The sequence below is a fragment of the Chryseobacterium sp. JV274 genome, assembly GCF_903969135.1.
Taxonomy (GTDB): domain Bacteria; phylum Bacteroidota; class Bacteroidia; order Flavobacteriales; family Weeksellaceae; genus Chryseobacterium.
The window spans coordinates 332,052-354,663 of record NZ_LR824569.1 but is presented as its reverse complement, the minus strand read 5'-3'; the positions used below and the strand labels follow the sequence as shown (position 1 = coordinate 354,663).

26 protein-coding genes and 1 tRNA gene are annotated in these 22,612 nt (G+C 34.5%); 6 read left to right on the top strand and 21 right to left on the bottom strand.

From position 1 onward, the window contains the following. Positions 1 to 207: 207 nt before the first annotated feature. From CHRYMOREF3P_RS01645 to CHRYMOREF3P_RS01605, 9 genes are all read right to left on the bottom strand, one after another. On the bottom strand, positions 208 to 1,305 hold the full coding sequence (locus CHRYMOREF3P_RS01645; protein WP_180563690.1) for a glycosyltransferase family 4 protein: 1,098 nt from the start codon (positions 1,303 to 1,305) through the stop codon (positions 208 to 210). After that, the gene (locus tag CHRYMOREF3P_RS01640) at positions 1,302 to 2,078 is read right to left on the bottom strand and encodes a polysaccharide deacetylase family protein (protein ID WP_180563689.1); all 777 of its coding nucleotides are present in this window, start codon (positions 2,076 to 2,078) and stop codon (positions 1,302 to 1,304) included. Before CHRYMOREF3P_RS01640 ends, CHRYMOREF3P_RS01645 begins: the two co-directional genes overlap by 4 nt. 1 nt (position 2,079) lies before the next feature. Next, entirely contained in the window at positions 2,080 to 3,009 is a 930-nt protein-coding gene (locus CHRYMOREF3P_RS01635) for a glycosyltransferase family 2 protein (RefSeq protein WP_180563688.1), read from the bottom strand. Between the two features lie 5 nt (positions 3,010 to 3,014). Beyond that, complete coding sequence (locus tag CHRYMOREF3P_RS01630; RefSeq protein WP_077417674.1) at positions 3,015 to 4,184, bottom strand: glycosyltransferase family 87 protein; 1,170 nt, start codon at positions 4,182 to 4,184, stop codon at positions 3,015 to 3,017. Between the two features lie 29 nt (positions 4,185 to 4,213). Next, positions 4,214 to 5,026: a 2,3,4,5-tetrahydropyridine-2,6-dicarboxylate N-succinyltransferase gene (locus CHRYMOREF3P_RS01625; protein ID WP_077417676.1), complete on the bottom strand. Its 813-nt coding sequence runs from the start codon at positions 5,024 to 5,026 to the stop codon at positions 4,214 to 4,216. A gap of 83 nt (positions 5,027 to 5,109) precedes the next feature. Beyond that, positions 5,110 to 5,721 (bottom strand): methyltransferase family protein, encoded by a 612-nt coding sequence (locus CHRYMOREF3P_RS01620; protein WP_180563687.1) that lies wholly within the window; start codon positions 5,719 to 5,721, stop codon positions 5,110 to 5,112. A gap of 265 nt (positions 5,722 to 5,986) precedes the next feature. After that, positions 5,987 to 6,358: a DUF2255 family protein gene (locus CHRYMOREF3P_RS01615; RefSeq protein ID WP_077417680.1), complete on the bottom strand. Its 372-nt coding sequence runs from the start codon at positions 6,356 to 6,358 to the stop codon at positions 5,987 to 5,989. Between the two features lie 108 nt (positions 6,359 to 6,466). Further along, a complete protein-coding gene (locus CHRYMOREF3P_RS01610) occupies positions 6,467 to 6,796 on the bottom strand; it encodes a LytR/AlgR family response regulator transcription factor (RefSeq protein ID WP_077417682.1) in 330 nt (109 codons plus the stop codon). Between the two features lie 14 nt (positions 6,797 to 6,810). Next, positions 6,811 to 7,383, bottom strand: a complete 573-nt coding sequence (locus CHRYMOREF3P_RS01605; RefSeq protein WP_077417684.1) for a C40 family peptidase — start codon at positions 7,381 to 7,383, stop codon at positions 6,811 to 6,813. 154 nt (positions 7,384 to 7,537) lie between these two features. Between CHRYMOREF3P_RS01605 and CHRYMOREF3P_RS01600 the strand changes: the two genes are divergently transcribed. Further along, complete coding sequence (locus CHRYMOREF3P_RS01600) at positions 7,538 to 8,170, top strand: hypothetical protein (RefSeq protein ID WP_180563686.1); 633 nt, start codon at positions 7,538 to 7,540, stop codon at positions 8,168 to 8,170. Positions 8,171 to 8,209: 39 nt separating this feature from the next. Here CHRYMOREF3P_RS01600 and CHRYMOREF3P_RS01595 read toward each other — a convergent pair whose 3' ends face one another. Further along, the gene (locus tag CHRYMOREF3P_RS01595) at positions 8,210 to 8,578 is read right to left on the bottom strand and encodes a hypothetical protein (protein ID WP_180563685.1); all 369 of its coding nucleotides are present in this window, start codon (positions 8,576 to 8,578) and stop codon (positions 8,210 to 8,212) included. Between the two features lie 384 nt (positions 8,579 to 8,962). On the opposite strand from CHRYMOREF3P_RS01595, the gene CHRYMOREF3P_RS01590 reads away from it, so the two are divergent. After that, positions 8,963 to 9,646 carry a hypothetical protein gene (locus CHRYMOREF3P_RS01590; RefSeq protein WP_077417690.1) on the top strand — a complete coding sequence of 228 codons (684 nt, stop codon included), beginning with the start codon at positions 8,963 to 8,965 and terminating at the stop codon, positions 9,644 to 9,646. 211 nt (positions 9,647 to 9,857) lie between these two features. After that, positions 9,858 to 10,340 (top strand): hypothetical protein, encoded by a 483-nt coding sequence (locus tag CHRYMOREF3P_RS01585; RefSeq protein ID WP_077417692.1) that lies wholly within the window; start codon positions 9,858 to 9,860, stop codon positions 10,338 to 10,340. A 4-nt stretch (positions 10,341 to 10,344) separates the two neighbouring features. Here CHRYMOREF3P_RS01585 and CHRYMOREF3P_RS01580 read toward each other — a convergent pair whose 3' ends face one another. The 4 genes from CHRYMOREF3P_RS01580 to CHRYMOREF3P_RS01565 all read right to left on the bottom strand — a co-directional run bounded on the left by CHRYMOREF3P_RS01580 (position 10,345) and on the right by CHRYMOREF3P_RS01565 (position 13,434). Next, positions 10,345 to 11,355 (bottom strand): NAD-dependent epimerase/dehydratase family protein, encoded by a 1,011-nt coding sequence (locus CHRYMOREF3P_RS01580; protein WP_180563684.1) that lies wholly within the window; start codon positions 11,353 to 11,355, stop codon positions 10,345 to 10,347. A gap of 65 nt (positions 11,356 to 11,420) precedes the next feature. Next, complete coding sequence (locus CHRYMOREF3P_RS01575; protein WP_180563683.1) at positions 11,421 to 11,996, bottom strand: Crp/Fnr family transcriptional regulator; 576 nt, start codon at positions 11,994 to 11,996, stop codon at positions 11,421 to 11,423. 107 nt (positions 11,997 to 12,103) lie between these two features. Then, positions 12,104 to 12,904, bottom strand: a complete 801-nt coding sequence (locus tag CHRYMOREF3P_RS01570) for an HAD family hydrolase (RefSeq protein ID WP_077417698.1) — start codon at positions 12,902 to 12,904, stop codon at positions 12,104 to 12,106. A gap of 456 nt (positions 12,905 to 13,360) precedes the next feature. After that, a tRNA-Ala gene (locus CHRYMOREF3P_RS01565) sits at positions 13,361 to 13,434 on the bottom strand. A 443-nt stretch (positions 13,435 to 13,877) separates the two neighbouring features. Here CHRYMOREF3P_RS01565 and CHRYMOREF3P_RS01560 point away from each other — a divergent pair. Continuing rightward, the gene (locus CHRYMOREF3P_RS01560; protein ID WP_180563682.1) at positions 13,878 to 14,525 is read left to right on the top strand and encodes an FMN-dependent NADH-azoreductase; all 648 of its coding nucleotides are present in this window, start codon (positions 13,878 to 13,880) and stop codon (positions 14,523 to 14,525) included. Positions 14,526 to 14,739: 214 nt separating this feature from the next. Here CHRYMOREF3P_RS01560 and CHRYMOREF3P_RS01555 read toward each other — a convergent pair whose 3' ends face one another. Further along, entirely contained in the window at positions 14,740 to 14,895 is a 156-nt protein-coding gene (locus CHRYMOREF3P_RS01555; RefSeq protein WP_180563681.1) for a hypothetical protein, read from the bottom strand. A 245-nt stretch (positions 14,896 to 15,140) separates the two neighbouring features. Beyond that, positions 15,141 to 15,296, bottom strand: a complete 156-nt coding sequence (locus CHRYMOREF3P_RS24375; protein ID WP_219072645.1) for a bacteriocin-like protein — start codon at positions 15,294 to 15,296, stop codon at positions 15,141 to 15,143. A 932-nt stretch (positions 15,297 to 16,228) separates the two neighbouring features. Between CHRYMOREF3P_RS24375 and CHRYMOREF3P_RS01550 the strand changes: the two genes are divergently transcribed. Beyond that, entirely contained in the window at positions 16,229 to 16,822 is a 594-nt protein-coding gene (locus tag CHRYMOREF3P_RS01550) for a Crp/Fnr family transcriptional regulator (RefSeq protein WP_180563680.1), read from the top strand. Positions 16,823 to 17,010: 188 nt separating this feature from the next. On the opposite strand, the gene CHRYMOREF3P_RS01545 is transcribed toward CHRYMOREF3P_RS01550, so the two are convergent. From CHRYMOREF3P_RS01545 to CHRYMOREF3P_RS01525, 5 genes are all read right to left on the bottom strand, one after another. Beyond that, positions 17,011 to 17,922 carry a hypothetical protein gene (locus CHRYMOREF3P_RS01545; RefSeq protein WP_180563679.1) on the bottom strand — a complete coding sequence of 304 codons (912 nt, stop codon included), beginning with the start codon at positions 17,920 to 17,922 and terminating at the stop codon, positions 17,011 to 17,013. Between the two features lie 7 nt (positions 17,923 to 17,929). Then, positions 17,930 to 18,784: a hypothetical protein gene (locus CHRYMOREF3P_RS01540; RefSeq protein WP_228408861.1), complete on the bottom strand. Its 855-nt coding sequence runs from the start codon at positions 18,782 to 18,784 to the stop codon at positions 17,930 to 17,932. Between the two features lie 10 nt (positions 18,785 to 18,794). Continuing rightward, entirely contained in the window at positions 18,795 to 19,682 is an 888-nt protein-coding gene (locus CHRYMOREF3P_RS01535; RefSeq protein ID WP_228408863.1) for a hypothetical protein, read from the bottom strand. Positions 19,683 to 19,763: 81 nt separating this feature from the next. Next, positions 19,764 to 20,087, bottom strand: coding sequence for a transposase (locus tag CHRYMOREF3P_RS01530; protein ID WP_077417708.1), 324 nt, complete (start codon positions 20,085 to 20,087; stop codon positions 19,764 to 19,766). Between the two features lie 4 nt (positions 20,088 to 20,091). Beyond that, on the bottom strand, positions 20,092 to 20,529 hold the full coding sequence (locus CHRYMOREF3P_RS01525; protein ID WP_317043624.1) for a helix-turn-helix domain-containing protein: 438 nt from the start codon (positions 20,527 to 20,529) through the stop codon (positions 20,092 to 20,094). Between the two features lie 430 nt (positions 20,530 to 20,959). Between CHRYMOREF3P_RS01525 and CHRYMOREF3P_RS01520 the strand changes: the two genes are divergently transcribed. Continuing rightward, the gene (locus CHRYMOREF3P_RS01520) at positions 20,960 to 22,582 is read left to right on the top strand and encodes an AraC family transcriptional regulator (protein ID WP_180563678.1); all 1,623 of its coding nucleotides are present in this window, start codon (positions 20,960 to 20,962) and stop codon (positions 22,580 to 22,582) included. Positions 22,583 to 22,612: the final 30 nt, after the last annotated feature.

Sequence of the window (22,612 nt, the reverse complement as noted above, 5' to 3'; positions counted from 1 at the left end):
GAAATTTCTGAGGAGAATTCAGGAAACAAAAAAACCGTCTATTTACTCAGACGGTTTTAATTATTTTTTGATTTTAGCACAAACTTATATCAATCAATTCCGCCTAACAGAGATGATGATAGTAATGATGTAATGCTAAAAATACTGGTTTCATTGTATTGAATTATGATGCAAATGTAGGATTTATTTTTAAAATGCAAAGTTTTTTCAGATAATTTTTTGATAAAAATTCATCAGCTCTTTTGCAATGGGTTCGTCATTAAACTTCTGAACAAACTCGAAACCCTTTTCCTCACGGCGTTTTCTCTCGGATTCATTTTCCCAGAGAAATTTTAGTTTAGCCATGATATCAAGATCATTATCCGGATTCACATACACAGAGTCTTTTCCTCCGGCTTCCGGCAGACAACTGGTATTGCTGGTAACGACAACAGTTTTAGAAAAAAGCGCCTCAATCACAGGGATTCCAAAGCCTTCAAAGAAACTCGGATAGACAAAAATATCTGCCAGTTTATAAAGACAAGCCAGCTCGTCCATAGAAACTCCTTCAAGGAAGAGCACTTGCTTTTCCATTTTGTTTTTTTTCAGGAAACGTTCTATTTTCTGATAATATTTGGTCTTTCGTCCCACAACTACAAGAGGAATTTCCGTACCGTTGACTGCTTTTACAACATTCAAAAGATTTTTGCGCTCTTCGATGGTTCCAACATTAAGTATAAACCTTTCCGGAAGCTTAAATTTTTCTTTTACAACCTGCATCAGTTCCGGAGACTGCTGTTCTTTAAAAGCATGATGACATCCCTGATAAATAACTTCAATCTTTGTCTCAGGAACTTTTAAATACTGAATAATATCTCTTTTGGTCTGTTCTGAAATAGCGATGATTTTATCAGCCATATCAGCCGCTTTTTTAAATTTCCAGAAATGGATTTTCCTGTCAAAAAAAGAATAATACTGCGGATATCTTACAAAGATCAGATCATGAATGGTAACGACCTTTTTAATAGGTCTTGAATCCCATTTTAAAGGAAGTTCGCCAGATAATCCATGGAAAATATCAGCTTCTTGTTTTTGGGCATCTTTACCCATTTTCAACTGACGTGAAAAGTTCCCTTTTGAGGTTTCAATAAATTGAACATTAGGGCGTTCCAGAATACCTTTCCCTCTCTCCGATTTATTTTTGTTGAGTAACAGATATTCGTTATCCGGTTTGTATTCGGAGAGAATTCTTACAAGATCTCTTGAGTAATTTCCCAGACCTGAGGTATTGTGGAAAAACCGTTTTGCATCAAAGGCAATCTTCATCGTTGTATCTGTTTTTGGAATTCCTGGAATGTACCGAATGTATGTCCTTTTTGTTTTAGCCAGCCTACAAACGAATCAAATCTTTCTACCATATCTTTTCCTGAGTTTTTTACAGTAAATCCAGGAAGTTTAAAAGCTTCATCTTTGATTTCCTCAAATTCCCATGGATGGAAATAAATATTAAGATAATGGTCCTTTTTCAAGGTATCTGAAGCCAGCTTTTTATAGAAAGATAACGGAAAGTTGTGAAAACTCAGCCAAAACAAAGGAATTCTGAAGTTTGGTGATACAGAGGCCGGAACCTGGGTAACATTTCCTTTCTTAAAATAGGTTCTGGATACTTTTAAATTATTATATCTTCCCGGCAAAAACGTAGGGTTGATGGATGAATTGTATGAATACCCTGCTCTTTCTACTTCTTTTTCATCTACAGGCATCATTCTCGGCATTCTTAATCCTGTCACCTTTGTGGAAAATAGTTCTTCCAGTTTTTCTCTTGATTCCTTCAGGTGTTTGTTTTCAAATTCTGAATGAAACCATGTGTGAGAAGCCAGTTCATGGCCTTCATTTAATAACCTTTCAATAAGGTGTCTGCTGTTTTCTGCAAAAACTACTGTGGAAAAGAAAGTAGCTTTGGCATTATGTTTTTTAAGGATGTCAAGTATTCTCTCTAATCCTGTCTGTGAAATTGAAATCTGCTTTTCAAAGGGAATTTCACCCTTATATTCTAATGGCATATCAAATTCTTCAATATCAAAACTCAATAAAACCATTCTAAAATTTTTTGTTTTTAATAATATAATTAGGTCTTTCTTTCACCTGTTTAAATATTTTACCTAAATAAATCCCCATAATTCCGAGGATAATCAACTGAAGTCCTCCGAAGAAAACAATGGTCATAATCAATGATGCCCAACCAGAGATCTCCGTCTTTGCAATGAAAGAATGAACCACATAGGTGCCATATCCGATTACTGAAAGTGCTGAAAATAAAAACCCCAGATAAGCTGCCAAATACAATGGTTTTACACTGAAAGCTGTGATTCCCGTAAAGGCAAAAGTGAACATTTTCTTAAGATTGTAGCTGCTTTTTCCTGAAAGCCTTTCTGCTGCGGTAAAATCAATTCCTGTTTGTTTGAAACCCATCCAGCTTGTCAGTCCTCTGAGGAATAAATCATCTTCATTAAAGTTTCTCATCACTTCCACTGCCCTCGCATCCAGTAATCTGAAATCTGATCCGCCTCCTTTCGTCAAATTAACGTCTGACAGACTTGATAAAAGCTTGTAAAATATGTCTGATGTTTTTCTTTTAAAAAAGGATATCTCTTTAGGATAAGTTCTGAAAGTAAAAACTACATCATAACCTTCTTCCCATTTCTGAATCATTTCCGGAATAAGCTCTGGCGGATGCTGCAGGTCTCCGTCCATCGAAATAACTGCATTTCCCTGAGCGTTATCCATTCCTGCTTTTACAGCGGGCTGATGGCCAAAATTTCTCGAAAACTCAATGAATTTCACTTCATCATATTGGTTGGAAAGTTCTTCTAATTTTTGTTGTGTATTGTCTCTGCTGCCATCATTTACAAATATGATTTCAAAGTCGTAATTATGTAAGCCATCAAAAACTTCTTTAATTTTCTGATGGATCATAGCGACATTTCCTTCTTCGTTATAGGCGGGAATTACAATTGAAATTTTCTTCATATTTATTAATTCAGGCTGTAATTTTTCTCAAAATCTTTAGTCAGGAGTTCATAAGTTACTCTCAACCAGATCACAATACAAGGTACAGCTTTTAATGAATATTTGATGATATAGTTTTCTTTTACAAATTTCGGGAATAGATCGGAAGTGGAAAAACAAGTGAAAATAATAACAAAAACAAGCAATCCTATAATAAGTGGTGTTCTTTCTTTCTGAAGGAAAAACCATATCAGAACTCCTACAACCGCAATAATATAGGTTGGAGATTCTGAACTGGAGCTGAACAATACTAAAAATAATAAGGTTGAAGCCAGAATCATCAGTTGGAAAGCATAGTGTTTGTATTGCTTAATTCTGATATAAGGTAAAGCAAAAAGAGGTAATCCACCTGCTAAAAATATAAGGTTGGAAATGGAAGCATCTCCTAAAACTCTTCTTACAAAGCCCATCAGAGAGATATCCTGCATATTTCCCAATACCTGATTTTCACTGTTTTTTTCTACAATAGACTGAAACCAGTCTGAATAGCACTGAATCACAAATTGTGGGCTTGAATACGCCATCGGAAGTACGAAAAACAATACTGCAATGGCTATTCCTGAAAGAATAAATTTGACTTTATTTTTAATAAAGAAAAACTGCGTTAATCCTACTATTCCGTAGATTTTGACGAATATTCCTATTAAAATGGCTGTTACTGATTTTACTTCTTTTCTTTCGTAAATGTATACTGCAGATAGCAGCAAAAGCCCTGTAAGTGCTACATTGAACTGTAAACTTAAAGCCGCTGTAATGTATTCCTGAAGACAAAGCAATCCAAAAATAGCTTTCTTGCTATCTGAAAAAGGCAGTTTATAAATACCATAGATGAAGATAAAAGTATTGCCAATATTCCATAGTGAAATTCCCAGCCAATCCGGCATCATGGCAAACGGTGCAATCAATGCACTGAAAAATACGCCATAATGGTTTAAATCAAAATAAAGATCGGGATAATGGATAAATAAATTTTTCTGATGGATGGTATTAAAGAATACATTTTTAAAAATCAGATAGTTATTGATCGCATAATCTCCTCTCAGGTATTTGGAAATTGCTGTAACAACCGATATAATAAGATAAACCCCAAATATATATTTAGGGTTTAATAGTATTTTAAGGAATTTTTCTTTCAAGATTGTGGTATTAGCTTACAATATTAATCTTAAACTGCTACATTATTCTCTCTCAATGCATCATTCAGAGATGTTTTCTTGTCTGTAGATTCTTTTCTCTGACCAATGATCAATGCACATGGAACCTGATATTCTCCAGCCGGATATTGTTTCGTATAGCTTCCAGGAATTACTACTGAACGTGCAGGAACTCTTCCTTTGATTTCGATAGGGGTATCTCCTGTAACATCAATAATTTTTGTAGAAGCTGTCAATACTACGTTTGCACCCAATACTGCTTCTTTTTCTACATGAACTCCTTCTACAACGATACATCTTGAACCGATAAAGCAGTCATCTTCAATGATTACCGGAGCTGCCTGTAACGGCTCCAATACTCCACCGATACCTACACCACCACTCAGGTGAACATTTTTACCGATCTGTGCACAGCTTCCTACTGTAGCCCAAGTATCTACCATCGTTCCAGAGTCTACATAAGCTCCAATATTTACGTAAGATGGCATTAAAATAACTCCCGGAGCAATGTAAGCTCCTTCTCTTGCCACTGCATGTGGTACAACTCTCACCCCTTTTTCAGCATAGTTTCTTTTCAAAGGCATTTTATCATGAAATTCAAACGGACCTACTTCAATAGTTTCCATTTTTTGGATCGGAAAATACATTACTACAGCTTTTTTCACCCATTCATTTACCTGCCATCCGTTTTCTGTAGGTTCAGCAGTACGAAGTTCACCTTTATCAACTAAAGAAATAACCTCTCTGATCGCCTTCTGGCTGTCTTCATTTTGTAATAGTTCTCTATTATCCCAAATATTTTCAATAGTTTGTTGTAACGACATGTTTCTTATTTAAATTAGTTTGAAAAATTATACCGGCCAAAGATACAAAAAAGTTCAGCAAAACGGTTTTTAACGTTATGCTTTTAATAAAGGCTCAACATACGTTTAACCCTATTTTTATAGGTCAGGTAATTTTGTCCGTGTACTTTCATCAAATACTCCTCTTCAAGGCGTATCTGGATCTGCATCAAAATACTTCCGATCAAAAGGAAAGTCAGAGCAATGACAGTTGGGATAACAAGGAAAAAACCAACAAGGCTTACCGTCATTCCCAGAAATATAGGATTCCTGGAAAACCTGAACAGTCCACGAGTTACCAAGTCTGTTTTTGTTGTATTATCAATTCCGATCCGCCAGGAGTTTTTCATTTGAATCTGAGCTGTGATCACCCAAATTAAAGCCAGAATCATTAAAATAAATCCTGTAAATTGAATGGTAATATTCTCCAGAAAATTGATTTTAAAAGCAGAAGAAATATCGTTATAAAAAAATGAAAGAAGTATTACATACATAAACAGTGCGAATAAAACGATCTTAAAACACAGCCCTACAAGCCCATATGCAGAATCGTCCCTGGGCAGAACATTTGGGCTTTTACCAATCTGTTTTGCCACTTTGTAGCTGATACCTACAAAGGAAACAGCAAAGAAAAGTATGAAGTATAAAGGAATAAAGAATCTGATAAAATCTGCCATATGATAATAGTTTTGGACAAATTTCCTGAGTTTCGTGGTGCAATGCTATTGCAATTAACTGCAGAAAGATTACAATTACAAACATAAAAATTCTGTTCTTTTGGAGGGGAATAAATTTTTGACGGGATAGTTAAAGAATATCGTAAAACAATTTTAGGCTAAAGCCAGTTGATTGTTTGATCTTTTATTGAACGGGCTAAAGCCCGTTTCTATTGAATGCTTTATCTACTATTTTTGAGGATAATTACACCATTTTTAAATCTATTTAATCCAGAATAACGAACTCCATTGTTCTGGCAACATGTTTTTCCTGAATAATTCCCTGTGAATATGGGATATTGTGACCGGTATTGTATTTTGTTAAATACGCTTCATTAATTTCCTCAGTAAGATCATTGATATCTTGTGGGATGAGCGCTTTTATGGAATAAATAGTTTTACCACATTGGATCTCTCCTATCGGGTTTTCTAAAAATGTATTGTACCAGCTTCTTTCGGCGAGACCCCATGATCTTGCAAATACTCTGTTCTGGACAACAACCATCCAAATTTCCAGAAAGTCCGGTCTTTGAAGTCCTGCTTTTACTCCGATAATTGAATTGTTTTGAATGTAATCTAATGCACTGTCTTTATTCATTATATAAGTTTTTGGTAAAACTAGAATAAGAAAACAGGAATAAAAACTTTTTTATGTATGGGGTAAGAAATAGAATGCAGATGACTCTTTTTCTGATGTTGATGAATTTTAAAGCATCATTTTACCGAGCGCAGAATGGAGACATTCTTTATAACTTTTGGCCACGGTAATTTTCAATTCGCCGCATATGAGGTGATTGTCTTCAAAAGATTCTATATTGGTAAGATTGACAATGTATGAATTGTGAACCCGCATAAATTCTTCCGGAAGGGTTGCAATAAGGTCTTTAAGTGTTTTGTAGTAAATATATCTTTTATGGTCTACGGTATGAACTTCTACATAATTTCCGAGTCCCTTGATGACATTAATATCTTTAAAGAAAAGCTTAACCAGCTTTTTATCTGTTTTAATGAAGGCAAATGTCCGGTTCTCTATCATTTTAAAAGATATTTTTACAGAACTCTTTGGGCATGAAGGTATGCTTTATTCCAGTATTTTTCATTCAGAGATGAAATCATTACTCCTTTTGAGGTAGAAGCATGAATGAACTTTACTTCTCCATCTGGGCCAATATCATGGACGATGCCTACATGAGACACTCTGCTTCCTCCTGCTGTTGCAAAAAACAAAAGATCCCCAGGTTTTACGTCTCTGATATCAATATTTTTTCCAGCTTCAGCCTGGTCAGAAGATCTTCTTGGAAGGTTAAAATCATTTTCTTCAAATACTTTTACGGTAAACCCGGAACAGTCGAATCCTGATGATGTATTTCCTCCGAATTTATAGGGTGTTCCGATGTATTTTTCAGCATCTTTCAGAATATCATTAATTGATCTGGATACATTTCCGTCAAATTTTGAATCCAGTTTTCTAAGATTTTCAGATTTTGCAACTGTTTTCGTATTTGATTTTTTATTGCCGGAAACACTTTTCGATGATCCGCATGACACTACAAAAGCAGAAGCAATCAGTAAAACAGACCACTGCTTTATTCTTATTTTTTGTTCAAATAACCCCAATCCCATATTCGTCTGATTTATACTCGGTTAAGTAATTCTTCAACAAATATACATTTTATATTTTAATTATAATATAACTATACTACAACTATATTATAAATATATGTTAAAATTTTGATTTCAAGTATTTATTGGTATATTTGATCTCTATTTTGAATATATGGCAACATATGAAAGTCTCATCAAGATCACAGGGGCTGTAGGCGACCTTGTATTTTATACTCTGAACGGCAAAAATGTGGTTCGGAAGAAAAGCGGGTTCAATAAAGCGGCTTTTAAAAAGGATCCGTCGTATGAGAAAGTCCGGCAGAACAGTTCGGAATTCGGGCATTGCTCCAAAATTGGAAAGATTATAAGGAATACCCTGGAAGTCTATATCAGGAAAGCAGGTGATCCCCTCCTCTACCAGAAGTTTGCAAAGGTTATGACAACGATCAAAGACCTGGATATGATTTCCGGAAGGGGAAAACGAACGGTTGAAAATGGATTAAAGACTGAAGAAGGGAAAAAGCTTCTGAGAGAATTTCAGCTGGGTACTTTCCCTAATATTTCGGATTGTATCAGAATTGAGGATCAGATCCTCTATCAAAGTGAAGATTGTAGTGCTGATAAAGCCGTCATTATGACTATAAAATTAGATTCTGAAAATTACAGCACAGAATATGCTGAAGAAATAATCAGCTGGAATCAGCAACAGCCTTTTAAAAAATATTTTTCAGAAAATGATGTTCTCCTTTATTTTATGATCCTGAAGAATGATCACGATGAGATTACCCACATGGGATTTGTTTAAATAAAAAAGTCTGCAGTAGATTCTGCAGACTTTCTTGTTTTATTTTTTCTCTCCTTTCCAGGTTCCTGACTGTGCAGGTGTAGGAAGTGAGTTGGACCAGTTTCCGTTTCCTTTTTTTTCCGTCGTTAACGTTCCTTTGAAATCTCCTTGTGAAGGAAGTCCTACTCTTGCGTTAAGATCTCCTGTCTCACTTAAATTCCCGGAAATACTGTAGTTTTCATTATTAACATCGGAATGCATTGTTCCTACCACTTTACCACTCTCATCTACCACGAAGTTCCAAACTCCTTTATCATTTCCTTCATAAGAACCTGACCATGTTCCTACATAATCATAGATAGTATCATCATCAGAGCTGCAACCGATAAATAAAAACGCCATTAATAAAAGTAAAAAAAGTTTCTTCATAGTTTCAGTAGTTTTAACCTAAAATCCTGTTATTCTCAATGTACTTCCCTCCTAAAAATTCCGTCACAGAGAATAGTGCTTAATATTTATTATTTTTTTGTTCCGTGCAAATCTACTAATTTTTTCATTCAAATTATCTGAATTTTAATTAGCACCCAATATGTTTATTAAAAAACAACATATTTTGGCTAAAATACAAATATTTTTCAAACAAATACAAGGTGTATCAGCTTTGAGTTATTTAAAAAACGCTATCTGAAATTTGATATTATTTTATTCAATATCTGTTTACAATTACTTTATATTAGATTTCAGACGATTTCTACACCAGTTTTAAAGTTATTTCCTATATTCGTGAAAAATTTAACCTTTTCAAATAATAACATGAAAACAAAAACATTCTTTTTGGCAGCACTTGCTATTGGCGGGAGTTTAACAGCACAGGTTGGGATTAATACATCTACTCCTTCTCATACACTAGATGTCAATGGTCTGGTAAGAGTAAGAGGACTTTCAAATGCTGAAAAAAAAATTGTTGCTGCGGATGCACAAGGAGTTTTAACCCTTATATCTCCTGAAGAAATTTTTGCTCCGAAAGCTTTATTGAACACGTCTACTTCTTCCACTGAACAAAGGCTGACCATCTATGAAGGAAAATGCTTTCAACCTATTGATAACGCTTCTTCCTGCACCGTTTCTTTAAATCACTATACCTCCTGTTCCGGATTTACCAATCCTGTAGACACCCAAATTATTGTGGGACAGAGCATCAATACGGGTAACGGACAGTTTTTAGGAACCTGGACAGCCCGATATGTTGATAATAAAGGATTCAGTGGAACAACTGCTGTTGCCAACCAGGTTGCACCGGATTATCCAAGAATCTCCTACCCAACAGCTAATAATGTAAACTATTTAGGAAGCGGTAACTTCAATGGTCAATGTAATACAGATCTTGTAACAACGATTAACCAGACCACCGGAGATATAAAAGTAGAGTCTGTGAAACGAAACATGTTTGCACATCTTGTGTATCTCATCAACATTGCTCGTTCCAGATCTTTATAATAGTCGATATTTGATTTCAAAAGAGGCAGCTACAATTCAATTGTGGCTGTTTTTTTATCTAAGAATCAAACATTTCCATTTAGTTTAATAACTTTAACTTTCATGTTTTAATCAAAGACTTTAATAATTCTTGTTTTAAGCTGTAGATAATCATCCTATTTTTGTTTGAACGAAAACAGAATACATCACTTAAAAATCGTACTATTATACTATGAAACAGATACTGACTGAAGAAATTTTTTCCTCACCGCAATGGTTAAAAATAATCTGTTATTTTTTCGGACCTCTCTTAATTGTGACCGGATTTGGTCTTCTCATGCAGAAAGACCTTCCAAAGGAGATTATTTTTCTGGTACCTATACTTTTGCTGATTGCTGTGAGTATGTTAATGTATACCCGACTAAAATTAATTATTTCAAATACAAATATCCGATTTACTGGAGGTCTGAAACGGCATCAATTTCTCTGGACTGACATTACAGGAATAGATATGAAAATAGTTGGGAAATATCAAACTCCAGTCTGTACTGTATATTATGGCAAAAAATCACTGGAACTCCATAGAGGTTTTTATTTAAAAGGAAATTTCAATAGAATCTTATCATTGCTGGAAATGAAGACCGCACCGGAACTATTTACAGAACAATATCAAGCGATCCGTCGTCAATATCTTACTAACTGTCATGCAAACTAATCATTTACAACAAATTCTTATTTTCCATGAGAAAAGAGAAAGCTTCCTTCACTGTTTGCTCAGAATTTTTTGGATAAAAGCCTAGTTCATTTCTGGATTTAGATATATCAAAGTTCTGTTGTAATCCCGAAAACATTGCAATCTCTTTTGTAGTTAATAACGGAGGTTTTCCAGTTATTTTAGCTGAAAATTCCATTAACCCTGCAATTGCATATAGTATAAACTTAGGAACAGAGCCTGGTATTTTGATTTTCAATTCCGGATAAAGTTTCTGAGCCAATTTGGTCGTGTCAGTAATAGTCATGCATTTTTCATGAGCTAAAATATATCGTTCCCCTGAGCGCCCTTTTTGTGCAGCAAGATAGCATCCTTCGGCGACATCTTTTACATCTATCCAATTAAGTGTTATTTTGGTATCCATTGGAATTTGCTTATTTAAAATTAGCTTCAGTACACCATAAGAGACATTCAAAGGAAGAAATGCCTCACCACCTATCATCGCACCAGGCATTACGGATACCAGTTCTATTCCTAATTCTTTGGCAAGTTGAAAGGCCAGTTTTTCACCATCGTTTTTGGAATTATAATACATATCTCGGCGGTCTGGATTATACCCATTGTTTTCTTTAGTAGGGAGATTGGTGTAATCTAAAGCCGCAATAGAACTTACATAGACAATTCTTTTTACACCCGCTTCAGCAGCGGCTTGAATAGTATTCCGGGTTCCATTTATATTTACGTCGTAGATTTCCTTTTTAGGATCTTTTGCCCACAATTTGAATGAAGCTCCTACAGCATAAAACGTATGAACATCCTGAAGAGCCTTAATAAATGAAACTTTGTCCGTAATATCAGCCTGTACTACTTCGCAGTCTAAATCCTTGAAACATTCTCTATTTTTGATGTTGCGGACAGATGCCCGGACCTGAAATCCTTTATTGATGAGTAACCTTACAAGGTTGTTGCCCAAATGTCCATTGGCTCCTGACACCAATACTAAGTTTCTGCTTGTCATATCTTTTTGATTTTAAATGATACTGCAAAGTTCAGTGTTGCCCATTCAAAATCACTTCACAAATGTTACTTAACAATCTGTTTTCGGATACGGCTCAAACTTTTAGGATTCATCCCTAAAAAAGATGCAATATACTGCATAGGGACATTGTGTAAAATTTCAGGGTTTTGAGCCATCAGCTTTAAATAACGTTTTTCGGCAGTAAGCGTTGCCAGCTCCTTTGCACGTTTTTCATTGTAGGATAATGATTGCTGCAATATCAAAAAACTAAAGTCTTTAAATGCAGGACTTTGCTGCATAAGCAGATCAAGATCAGTCTTTGTAATTCGTAAAAGCTCACATTCAGTAATGCACTCCAGATTCTCATCAGATTTACTCTGATTGGCAAAGTTAGAATAAGAGGTAATGAAGCCGGGAGGACAGTTGATATGGGTGGTTATCTCATCTCCTCTATCATTATAATGGAAAAGCCGGACAAATCCAGAAACCACAAAATACAAGTACTGTGGTATTTTTTCTTCTTCCTCAATTACTCTATTTTTTAGATACGAGACAGGTTCGAAATATTGAGTACACAGCTCTCTGTCTGAATCTGAGAGCTTTACGTTTTTCGAAATAAGTTGGTACAGCTGATCATGCATAATATGACAAAAATAACAACTTCTACCTTAAAATCTCTTAACTTCTGTAATGGATAAGACTTCTCATCAAGATATAGTTCTGGTATTATTATTTTTTTATAGATGAACTAATTCAATTGCAGGAAATCCTTAATTGTTTTCAATACCCCAAAACTATCGTTAGTAGAAGCTTCAAAATTAGCGATCTGTTTCACATGAGGATGGGCATTTTTCATTGCATAGGAATATTTGGCATTCTTCAGCATTTCTATATCGTTCATATAATCTCCGAAAGCCATCGTGTTTTCAGAAGAAATTCCCAGAGACTTCTGGAGTATTTTCAGGGCATTTCCTTTATTGATATCTTTATTCATGACATCAAGCCAATGCGCTCCGGAAATAACAACTTCGAGGCCCAGGTCTTCAAATTTTTTAAGGGCAGGATAAAGATACTTTTCAGAACCATCAGGATGATAAACAGCAATTTTAAAGGCTGTATCATCAATCTTTTCCGTCAGATCATCTTTTTTCATATTTTGGGTATAGTACTTTGAGAAAAAATCCACGAACTGCTGATCATCGGTTTCATAATAAGCATATTTCTTAGCTGACAATACAGCTTTGGCTCCCGGTATTTCACGAACAGTCTTTATGATCTCCACAATATGTTCATACTCCAGAGTATCAGCAAAAAGTTCCTGATCTTTATAAACCACATAGCCACCATTTTCAGCAATAAAACCTATCTCACTCTCTATATCCCCGAAATAATGGGTAATTCCAGGCATCTGCCTTCCGCTTGCCGGTACAAATAAAATATTTCTTTTTTTCAGTTCTTTGTAAACATCCGAAAATTCAGGGCTCATTTCATGACTGGAATTCAGAAAAGTTCCGTCCATGTCAGTAACAATTAATTTAATATGCTCCATAATATAGGTCAGTGAACAAATAAAGGATAAAACTTAGATGTTCATTAATAGAAAATAATGTAATTGAATATAAAACAATACATATAACTTATTTAAATTCTTTTAAGGAATAAAAAGATCAATTAGCGTGATTCCATAAAGAAAACATCATCTTATATTTCTAGTGTTAAAGATAGATTATTAAAATTAAAAAATACTATTAAAACAGTTAATTCTATATTACGATATCTATATCAATCACAGAAAATAATTGTCTGATAGTTGTGATAAACTTTACAAATCATCCAGGTCAACTGCTTTGTTCAACTGTTTATAAAACAAATGGAATAGCTGCAATTTTTATGAGTTCTTTGAAAATTTTGTTCATTGGGAGATAAAAAAATCCTGCAAAAAATTAAATTTTGCAGGATTAATCAGCTTTTAGCGCATTTTGAAGATTTTTTCAAATACACCAAGTGGAGAATACGGGATTCGAACCCGTGACCTTTTGACTGCCAGTCAAACGCGCTAGCCAACTGCGCCAATCCCCCATGTCTTCTCTAATTGCGAAGCGGGTACAAAAGTAAGTATTTAAATGATATTTCCAACTATTTTGTAATTTTTATTGAACTAAAATTAAATAGAATGATGCGCAAAGACAATAAAAGCCACTATTAATCATCGAATAACGTCTCAATATCCCCTATATATCTGGTTTACCCCAAATTTTTTTTATGTAAATCCTCCCTATAAACCAAACAGTATTATGATCACAGTCATAGCTTAATGCATCTCCATTAATTAAATTTGAATTCCAGAAATTTATTTTCTGAAAACATACATTTTTTTGCCTCCTGATGTCCGGGAGGTTTTTCTTTTTAAGAAAATTCCTTTCTTAAACCAGCTTAAGTATATTCCAGTGTTCTCTTTATAACTTTGTCGCACAGAAATTAAGTACTGGAGATTCATTTTTTAACAATCTATTTTATACCACATGAAAAAAAAGGTTTTACATATAAACTGCCATCCACTTTTTAATGATAACACCCATGCAACGGTTCAGTTATCGGATTGTGGCTTGGAATTTTTATCCCAGATTGAAAAAATTGAAATCAATACTCTTAATTTGTACGACAGTACTGAGGCCATTATTCCCAGAATAGATGAAACATTGCTTTCTTTATGGAAAAAAAATAGTGAGACGCCCAATGAAGAGGAAACGGTTTTGCAAAAAGCACAGGAAAAACTATTGCAGCAGTGGATTGAGGCTGATTATATTCTCATATACTCTCCCCTGCACAACTTCAACATCACTTCAAAGTTCAAAGATCTTGTTGATAACATTCTTATTGCAGGGCGTACGTTTAAATACACTTCAAATGGTTCAGTAGGTTTATTGTCCGACGATAAAAAGATTATGTATGTGCAGTGCAGCGGAAGTGAATACAGCCGTGATTTCAGATATGTGAATGCAGATCATTCCACCCAATATGTCAGAACCATATTAAGTTTTATGGGAATAAACCAACTTCAGTTGATCCGTGTTGAAGGATTGGATTTAAGATCTAATCATAGACCAGCACTTATTGACAAAGGAAAAGCAGAACTACATAGCTGTTTACAGACGTATTTTAATCATTAATAAAAAAATTGTCATCACTGAGTACCTTATTAGTCTTTCCCCACTTAAAACTGGGGTTTTGCTTTTTTAGAAAAAAAATGTATTCTATAGAGAATACGGGATTCGAACCCGTGACCTTTTGACTGCCAGTAAAACGCGTTATAAAACAGCAAATGAATCCAATAAACACCAGCTGTAGGAGTATAAAAAAGGCCGGATAACCGACCTTTATGATTTAATGAACTTCCGGATCCCATGGCGCTTTAATAATAACGCTACAAGCAAAAATACAAGATTCCATTGAGCCAAATTCTCCAATATATCTGGTACCACAGTTACATGCAAAGCCTCCTCCAATTGTTTTTAAGGCATTTCTTGATAATTTTTTCATAATAAAAATTTTTGATTAGGCTGTAAAATTAAAGATGGACAAAATCCAAGGCAAGAAACAATTAGTAAGTGTGAATGGATAGACAATAAGTGTAATCAAATAACCAAAATCATAAAAACGTTGGAATTATTATTTGAATCTTGTAAAAGATGAACTATCAATATTTCAGCATGGAATAAAGATCATTTCATAAAGCATAAGTAAATACCCATAATAAAAAATCCCTCTTGATGAGGGATTGTATTTTAAAAATCTGGACATTCCATTGTATTTTCTCTCCAGTAGCATTGTGGTATCGGACTGTTAGGGCAATGCATTTCTCTTTGTCCCGGTAAACATACCTTTTGCCCCCCATTAATACTTCTTAATTTCTCCTTAGAAATTTTCTTTAAATTTTTCATGGTTTTGATTTTAGTTTAGGATCAAATATAAAAATTATTCCTAAATAAGAGATTTAACATAAAAAAAATAATCGTTATGGGTTTCCGTAACCAGAATACATTCTATAAAAGTAACTTAGAAATATGAAAGAATTTATTATAGACTGCTTATTATTTCAAAGTTCGGATTGGCTTGAAAAACTATTCGGAATCATCACTTGGCTATGTTCCCCAATAGGATGGATTGTTTTAGTTTATTATCTCTTTTTTAAGTAGCATCTACTCCACAGAAAACAGCGAGGAATAAAAAACTGGAGCCTTTGATCACATACAACCTGCCCATCGAAGAACAAAATATTTTGGGATTTCATTTTTACTTAATACGCGTAGAATACCGCTGTATATATAAAACTACAACACTGTGTATTTTTCATAAAATGGAGTTATCTTTATTCTCACAATAATTAAAGTAACTAAATCATTACATATCAAACAGGATATAGTCATGGTCCTGTACCATTTTTTAATTGTAAAGGTAATCCAGTCACCCTTTTCGATCAATTGGTACATCTTTTTCTTGAAATACCTCATAATATGTTCCTTCCTCTTTCCTTTTAATGAAAATAAGTCTTTCATAATCTTTGATAATCTTTAATAATTTTAGTTTAACAAGCTTTTATGTTATCCTTATTTCATGGTTAGTTTTATTATTCCAAATATAGTGAAATATGAGTTCTGACATTATGACTTAGATCATAAAACTTATGTTAAAATATATTAAATCCCTTCTGGCAGGGATTTTTTTATTCTAGATGGTCGTGAAGGAATTAAAAAAAGCAAGCAAAAAATGTGGTATTTTTTTTCCAAAAATTGCTGAATATGGTTTGCTTTTTGTTGTGCGTTTTATAAATTTTTTAAAAATAATTCATTATTAACTTATAAAATTTAAAGACATGATAATAAGTAAAGATTTATTATTAGCCTACGGTGCAAATTATGAAAGTTTTGAAGCGAATCAAACGATTTTTCATGAAGGAAATTTGCCAAAGTTTTATTATCAGATTATTAATGGTATTGTTGAACTAAACAATTATCACGAAGACGGCAAAGAATTTATTCAAAACATTTTGTATGACGGAGAAAGTTTTGGAGAATCTTTTCTCTTTGATGAAAAGGTATATCCTACCAATGCTACAGCTAAAACTACCTGTACTGTTCTTAAATTATCCAAAACGGATTTCTTCAGTTTACTGGAACAAAATCCGGAAGTTTCCTCCAAAATGTTTAAATGCCTGGCTGAGCGGCTATATTACAAATATGTGATGTTATTTAATGTTTCCTCACCGAATCCCTTAAATAAGCTCAAAACGGTAATGGATTATCTGAAGGGTAATAATGATAATAACAAATATTCATTCCAGATTCCCCTCACCAGACAGCAGTTAGCTAATTTAACGGGACTACGCGTGGAAACAGTTATCAGAACAATAAAAAAAATGCATAATGCACATTTAATAAAAGTTCAGAACAGGAAGATATTTTATTAAAAATCAGGAATTCAGTAATAACAGATAAAAATAATTTGAGAGGCACCCTGAAAAGGATGCCTCTAAACATATATTAAGACATTTGTGTATTGTTTTCAGTCAATTGCTGTTAGTCAAACAATGATAAAGCAGCAAGATTCCCATAATTAAAATTTATATTTTCAGAACCTGTTTATGAATCAATATCGCTATTGTTCTACGATCGTCAGAGAATTGTATGCTCCGCTTCCTGATATATCAAATTGGCTTATTGTACCGTCAAACGCTACTGTGATCCAGGTAAAAGGTCTTAACCGGTCTCCTTTGTTCAAATAAACACTTACGGTACATGCAGAACCTACTGCCACAGCATTGGGACTGGCTCCTGTATCAGAAGCATATCCATTATTTGTTTTTACCCTTTGAGTGATTGTACCTCCCTGATTTCTGACCTCCCAAATGGCTTCTGTCTGGTTATTTCCTCCAGTATTAACCTGGCTGGACTGCAGTGCAAAAGTAAAGGTCGCAAAATATACTCCGGTTCGGGGAGCAACAAACTCTCCTGTAGCCGGATCAAAATTGTTTGTAGGCACCCCTGAATCTGAGTCAAGTTTTTCTACCCAATTGGTTAAGTAGGACGACCTGCGCTGTACAATACCAGGTTTAGTTCCTATTTCTGAGGGTGTTGCACTTTCAAACAGATAGGTATCCTGGGTTACCTTATTGGCCATTACTACAATACGGGGTTTACCTTTAGGAAAAAAACTTACCCAGTTTATACCATCAGAAAATTCTAAATATCCTTTTACCCCAATGGCCGGACTTGCAACATACCGTAAAGCTCCTGCCCCAGCCTGGCTGGCCATTTTATCTGTATTGCCTATTGCCACTGAACCATTATTTCCACTGCGTAAATCTACAGCAACCCTGGGACTGGGAACCATTACTCCCAACCTTCCCGTATTGTCTATAACAACCTTCCCGGCATCGGTATTGATTTCAACGGGATTTGTAGGATTTCCTACTCCAAATCCTATTTGTGCACTCACATGAAGCACTCCCAGAAGCAGAAGAGTGAAGACTAAGGATATTTCTTTGATTTTATATGGCTGTATCATCATTTTATTTTTATAGCTCACTAATACTTAGATTATTTAATTTTCCATCATTTAAGGTATTCCTTGCAGAACCTAGATTATGTTTAACGCTGAATTTAATCGTATTACCTGTCTTCAGGTTGAAAATGGCGTTACAGTTTCCGCTTATAAAATTGCTTACTGCTCCTGCCTGAAACGCAGGATAAGAGTTTAATGTTTTGAATATGGGAATATTCTCAGTGCTCTGATTACTTTCTATTGCGGTTTCTATAAAAGTATTTTTAGGAATGTTTCCATTAGCTAGTGTAATATTAAAAGACACCAGATAAAATCCGTCGCGGGGAGCTGTAAAAGTACCATTGGAAGGATCAAAGTCCCCATTGGGAACAGCAGTACCTAAATCAACAGTCTCATTCCAGCCTGATATTGGAGTGGATGTATTATTTCCAATACTTTGCACAGAGGTCTTATTGGCATTCACAAGTGCTTTGGTTGGCGCTGTAAGAGGCAGGGCAATCCATTGCTCTCCATCTGAGTATTCTAAAAATCCACTTGTATTATAACGTATAGCACCGGCACCGGCCTCAACCGGTGTTTGTACACTTGTTCCCAGCCCTATAATTCCTTTATTATCTGCAGAACGAAGATCCAGCTTAGTAACAGGATTCAGCAGACCAATTCCCATGTTGCCTGTTGTGCTTACAACGATATCATTAGATAATTTCAATGCATCCGGGGTATTACCGTTGTCTTTTGCGGCATCTATATGTAAAGTCTGTGCAGGATTATGAGTAAAAATACCTACCTGCGCAACGAGATTACCTGAGGAAAAACATAAAATATAGGCAAGCAGTGTATAGAGTATATTTCTATTCTTTTTCATCATATTGATTTTTTTAATGTTCGATAATTGTTAAATTATTAAACCCATCATCCGGATTGGTGGGATCTGTAGAGTTACTTGTGACCCTGAGTGTAACAGCACCGCTCGAAATAAGATTATGCCAGAGCCTCGTCACTACTTTTGTACCTGCACTCAATGTAAGTGTAACCGTACTTGATCCCCCGGCTTGTGTAGACCGGGTTGCATTAGCATCATCAGAAGTACCTGTCATTGATTGCCCGAAGGTTTTATACACACTCGCCAGAACAGTGTTTGTTGTTGTATTGTAAAATTGTGATTCAACTCTGGAGCCGTCATTAATAACTACTCCATTAAAATTAAAGGTTAACAAAAAAGTATAGGTACCATCGCGGGGAGCTGTAAAAACTCCAAAATTGGCATCAAAACTATTGCTCATATCACGTACCACATTCCAGTTACCAATATTAGTTGCCGAGCCCTGTGTTATTGACTGGCTTGTAATTTTACGTGCCACTACAACCGCCTTCTGGGGAGCAACATAGGCCTTACTCCACACCGAACCATCTGATACTTCAATCTTTGCTCCTACAGGTGCGTTGATGACATCGTACCGTACAGCTCCTGCTCCTGCCGAAGCCGCACTCATTGTGGTGGTATTTAGGCCCAGAGCATTTTCCGGGCCTGCAGACCTCATATCAAGCTTTACTCTAGGTGCAAGAACTCCCAGCCCTAAAAAACCTGTAGTCTTATTGATAATAAAATCGTTTGCAGCCTGGGTAACTGTTGGCATTCCGGCAGCAGCATTATCTTGGGCACCATCTACATGTAAAATACCCTGAGGATTAGAGGTACCTATCCCTGTTTGGGCATCTACCGGAGAAAAAAAACCATGCATACCCCCCAGTATTACTATGATCATTTTTTTATTCATCTGTTTTATATTTTTAATTGAACTATTGAAGTTTGATCCATGACAGATCTTTTAAAAGGTTAAAAAATATTAGATCGGAAAAAGACTTTTCCATTTAGTAACAGTATTCCTGCTTAATTTAAAATGTCCGGCAAGTTGGGAATTGTTCAGCCGGTTCTTTTTCTGATATTCTAATATTTGATAAATCACGGATTCATTATAAGAGCGGTGTTTCTGGTTAAAAACACTGTTTTCTTTGGAACTGTTTCTGAAAAGAAGCTCATTAAGATCTATAATATCAAGTACCGATAAATCTGATTTATCTAATAAATGGCTGCATATCTCTTTTTTTTCAGGGAATTTTATATTGATTATATCATTAAAAATTTTTTTATAATCAGGCGTGTTCTTCATTTAATTAATCTTTCTTTTTTGATTGTGCATATTTGCTCACCCATTTGTACAAAGTAGATCTTGGAATTCTATACTCTTTTACAATTTGCATTTGTGTTTTACCTCCACTATCAATTTGATCCAAAATAAAGTCTACCATCTCTTTTGTATATATGTTTTTCCGGTATTGGGGAAGGGCGGTTTTCTTTTCAGAATCATTTGAAATTGCTTGAGGAGCATAAAGGATCAGATACTGAGAATAAAGCCTGAAAAAATCATATTCCAGCAGTGTACTTAGTTTCAATATGATTTCAGAATCCAGAGACTTTTCTGATAACATAGAATTCAATTCGTCTTCTGTACATTTCAGAAATTTACATATCCGGAGTACATTGATATTCCATTCTTCAATACGCAGCTTTATCAAAGATCCTATATGAATATTTTTAAGATCCAGAATCATTGCGGAAGATTTTTACAGTTATTTTTTTCATCATTCAGGTTTTTGTTTTAGAATTTTGTGTTTATATCAAAGGCTGTTTTATTGCACATTTATTTAAATTTAACTGATATATTTTTTTAAATCTTTATCACAGCATAAAGTATTCTTCAATCGCAAATGTAGATGATTGGCATACACCAAATGAGTGTGTGTAGTAAGAAATTCGGTTTATATTACATTCCCGAAACAGGCAAAATCCAGGGTTAAAATCACATAATAGAATAAAAAGAAATGACAATGTATGAAAACACCGATTAACACGGATAAAATTAATAATCAGACATTTATCTATAAAAACAGCCATATAAATTCCGAAATAATTACATTTAAATGAAAGATAATTACTTAAAATAACGCTAAAATTGCAAACAGAAAAAACAATTTAACTAGGATGAAAAACAACATTATTCTTTTGTTCGCCTGTATCATTTTCGGTTTTTACCACGCCCAAATAGATAACCGAACCATTACCAAACAAAGTATCAACAAGAAATTAGCATCCGCTAAAAATATATCTCTTGATCCTAAGAAAAAGATTCAGCTTTATTTACAGATATTACAAGATGCTAAAGACATTAATGACAGAGAATCTATCCTTACAAGCGTAAAGAACATAATGATGCTCTATCATAATATTGATGAAAATGAAAAGTCTATTGAATACTCTTATGAAGTAGAAAAGGCAGCCAAGGCAGCTGGCGATAACGAATCTATTGCTATGGCATATATTGAGAGAGGAACTGCTCTTTCAGCACTTGGTCTTTTTGATGAAAACTATAAAGAACTTCATAAGGCAGAATATTTCGTTAATAAACTTACCGATGAAAACAAAAAACACTTTAACAGGGCACATATTTACCAGGGTTTAACGGCCGGCTATTATATTCCTAAAAAAGCTCATCAGGACACTATTCTATTGTATTTCAAAAAAAGCCTGCAGGAAGCAGAAAAAATAAGTGATCTTGAAAATACCCGGCAGACAGATCAAAAGTATGACATGATCTCATATCTTTATATGAATATAGGAATGTATTATGCGATGATTTCAAATCCCAAACGACTGGATATTGCTGAAGAATACCTGCAAAAATCTTTAAACATCCTGAATCAAAGGAAATTTACTCAGATGAAAGTTGATAAAATTCCTATATTAAATTATCTGGGACACTTCTATTCGGAACAGGGTAAAAATACAGAAGCCATTGAGTATGCACAGGAAGTTTTACAATTAGAAAAGAGAACACATTCCCCTGCCAGCAGAGTAGCTGCATATGCTACTTTGACCAATTCTTTTGAAAGTCTTAAAAATAAAGATTCTACCATCAAATATATGGCTCTTTATTCAAACCTTAGCGATAGTTTAGCCCATTCAAACAAGATGTCTGCTGATAAAACTATTAAAAAAATAAATCTGCAAAAAGATAAAGTTCATCAGAATAATATCTTACAGTTCGCCGCCGTTTTTTTTATCATAGCCCTGGTTCTTGTTACAGGAGGATGGTGGTATTGGAAACGAAATCAAAATAAGCTTCATCAGCGATATGAAACAATTATTGAGAATCTGAAAAAAGAAGTACAGGTTACTGAAAAGCAATACACTGAAATCAAACCAGAAAATAAAGGACCAGAAAATAATCTAATCATCTCTGAAGAAACTACGACTCTGTTACTGAGTAAACTTTCAAAATTTGAAAAATCTGAAAAGTTCCTGAAAAAAGATCTGACACTAACCTCTTTATCCAATTCACTGGCTACCAACCCAAGATATCTGTCAGAGATTATCAAACAGTATAAAAATAAAAGCTTCAATAATTATATTAATGGGCTTCGGATTCAATTCATTACAAATAAGTTATATGATACTCCTATCTTCAGAGAATATAAAATAAGCTATCTGGCAGAAGCTTGCGGTTTCTCTTCAAGAGAAGTTTTTGCGGTTATATTTAAAAAAGAAACCGGGGTAAGTCCTTCCTATTTTATCAGTCAGCTGAAAAAAGAAAAAACAGCAGAGTGATGAATCTGTCAACAATTGTCTGAAAAATAG

Bases quoted from the DNA above. Each gene is read 5' to 3' on its own strand.
- CHRYMOREF3P_RS01645 (WP_180563690.1), bottom strand. From the start codon at position 1,305: ATGAAGATTGCCTTTGATGCAAAACGGTTTTTCCACAATACCTCAGGT.
- CHRYMOREF3P_RS01640 (WP_180563689.1), bottom strand. From the start codon at position 2,078: ATGGTTTTATTGAGTTTTGATATTGAAGAATTTGATATGCCATTAGAA.
- CHRYMOREF3P_RS01635 (WP_180563688.1), bottom strand. From the start codon at position 3,009: ATGAAGAAAATTTCAATTGTAATTCCCGCCTATAACGAAGAAGGAAAT.
- CHRYMOREF3P_RS01625 (WP_077417676.1), bottom strand. From the start codon at position 5,026: ATGTCGTTACAACAAACTATTGAAAATATTTGGGATAATAGAGAACTA.
- CHRYMOREF3P_RS01620 (WP_180563687.1), bottom strand. From the start codon at position 5,721: ATGGCAGATTTTATCAGATTCTTTATTCCTTTATACTTCATACTTTTC.
- CHRYMOREF3P_RS01615 (WP_077417680.1), bottom strand. From the start codon at position 6,358: ATGAATAAAGACAGTGCATTAGATTACATTCAAAACAATTCAATTATC.
- CHRYMOREF3P_RS01610 (WP_077417682.1), bottom strand. From the start codon at position 6,796: ATGATAGAGAACCGGACATTTGCCTTCATTAAAACAGATAAAAAGCTG.
- CHRYMOREF3P_RS01605 (WP_077417684.1), bottom strand. From the start codon at position 7,383: ATGGGATTGGGGTTATTTGAACAAAAAATAAGAATAAAGCAGTGGTCT.
- CHRYMOREF3P_RS01600 (WP_180563686.1), top strand. From the start codon at position 7,538: ATGGCAACATATGAAAGTCTCATCAAGATCACAGGGGCTGTAGGCGAC.
- CHRYMOREF3P_RS01595 (WP_180563685.1), bottom strand. From the start codon at position 8,578: ATGAAGAAACTTTTTTTACTTTTATTAATGGCGTTTTTATTTATCGGT.
- CHRYMOREF3P_RS01590 (WP_077417690.1), top strand. From the start codon at position 8,963: ATGAAAACAAAAACATTCTTTTTGGCAGCACTTGCTATTGGCGGGAGT.
- CHRYMOREF3P_RS01585 (WP_077417692.1), top strand. From the start codon at position 9,858: ATGAAACAGATACTGACTGAAGAAATTTTTTCCTCACCGCAATGGTTA.
- CHRYMOREF3P_RS01580 (WP_180563684.1), bottom strand. From the start codon at position 11,355: ATGACAAGCAGAAACTTAGTATTGGTGTCAGGAGCCAATGGACATTTG.
- CHRYMOREF3P_RS01575 (WP_180563683.1), bottom strand. From the start codon at position 11,996: ATGCATGATCAGCTGTACCAACTTATTTCGAAAAACGTAAAGCTCTCA.
- CHRYMOREF3P_RS01570 (WP_077417698.1), bottom strand. From the start codon at position 12,904: ATGGAGCATATTAAATTAATTGTTACTGACATGGACGGAACTTTTCTG.
- CHRYMOREF3P_RS01560 (WP_180563682.1), top strand. From the start codon at position 13,878: ATGAAAAAAAAGGTTTTACATATAAACTGCCATCCACTTTTTAATGAT.
- CHRYMOREF3P_RS01555 (WP_180563681.1), bottom strand. From the start codon at position 14,895: ATGAAAAAATTATCAAGAAATGCCTTAAAAACAATTGGAGGAGGCTTT.
- CHRYMOREF3P_RS24375 (WP_219072645.1), bottom strand. From the start codon at position 15,296: ATGAAAAATTTAAAGAAAATTTCTAAGGAGAAATTAAGAAGTATTAAT.
- CHRYMOREF3P_RS01550 (WP_180563680.1), top strand. From the start codon at position 16,229: ATGATAATAAGTAAAGATTTATTATTAGCCTACGGTGCAAATTATGAA.
- CHRYMOREF3P_RS01545 (WP_180563679.1), bottom strand. From the start codon at position 17,922: ATGATGATACAGCCATATAAAATCAAAGAAATATCCTTAGTCTTCACT.
- CHRYMOREF3P_RS01540 (WP_228408861.1), bottom strand. From the start codon at position 18,784: ATGATGAAAAAGAATAGAAATATACTCTATACACTGCTTGCCTATATT.
- CHRYMOREF3P_RS01535 (WP_228408863.1), bottom strand. From the start codon at position 19,682: ATGATCATAGTAATACTGGGGGGTATGCATGGTTTTTTTTCTCCGGTA.
- CHRYMOREF3P_RS01530 (WP_077417708.1), bottom strand. From the start codon at position 20,087: ATGAAGAACACGCCTGATTATAAAAAAATTTTTAATGATATAATCAAT.
- CHRYMOREF3P_RS01525 (WP_317043624.1), bottom strand. From the start codon at position 20,529: ATGATTCTGGATCTTAAAAATATTCATATAGGATCTTTGATAAAGCTG.
- CHRYMOREF3P_RS01520 (WP_180563678.1), top strand. From the start codon at position 20,960: ATGAAAAACAACATTATTCTTTTGTTCGCCTGTATCATTTTCGGTTTT.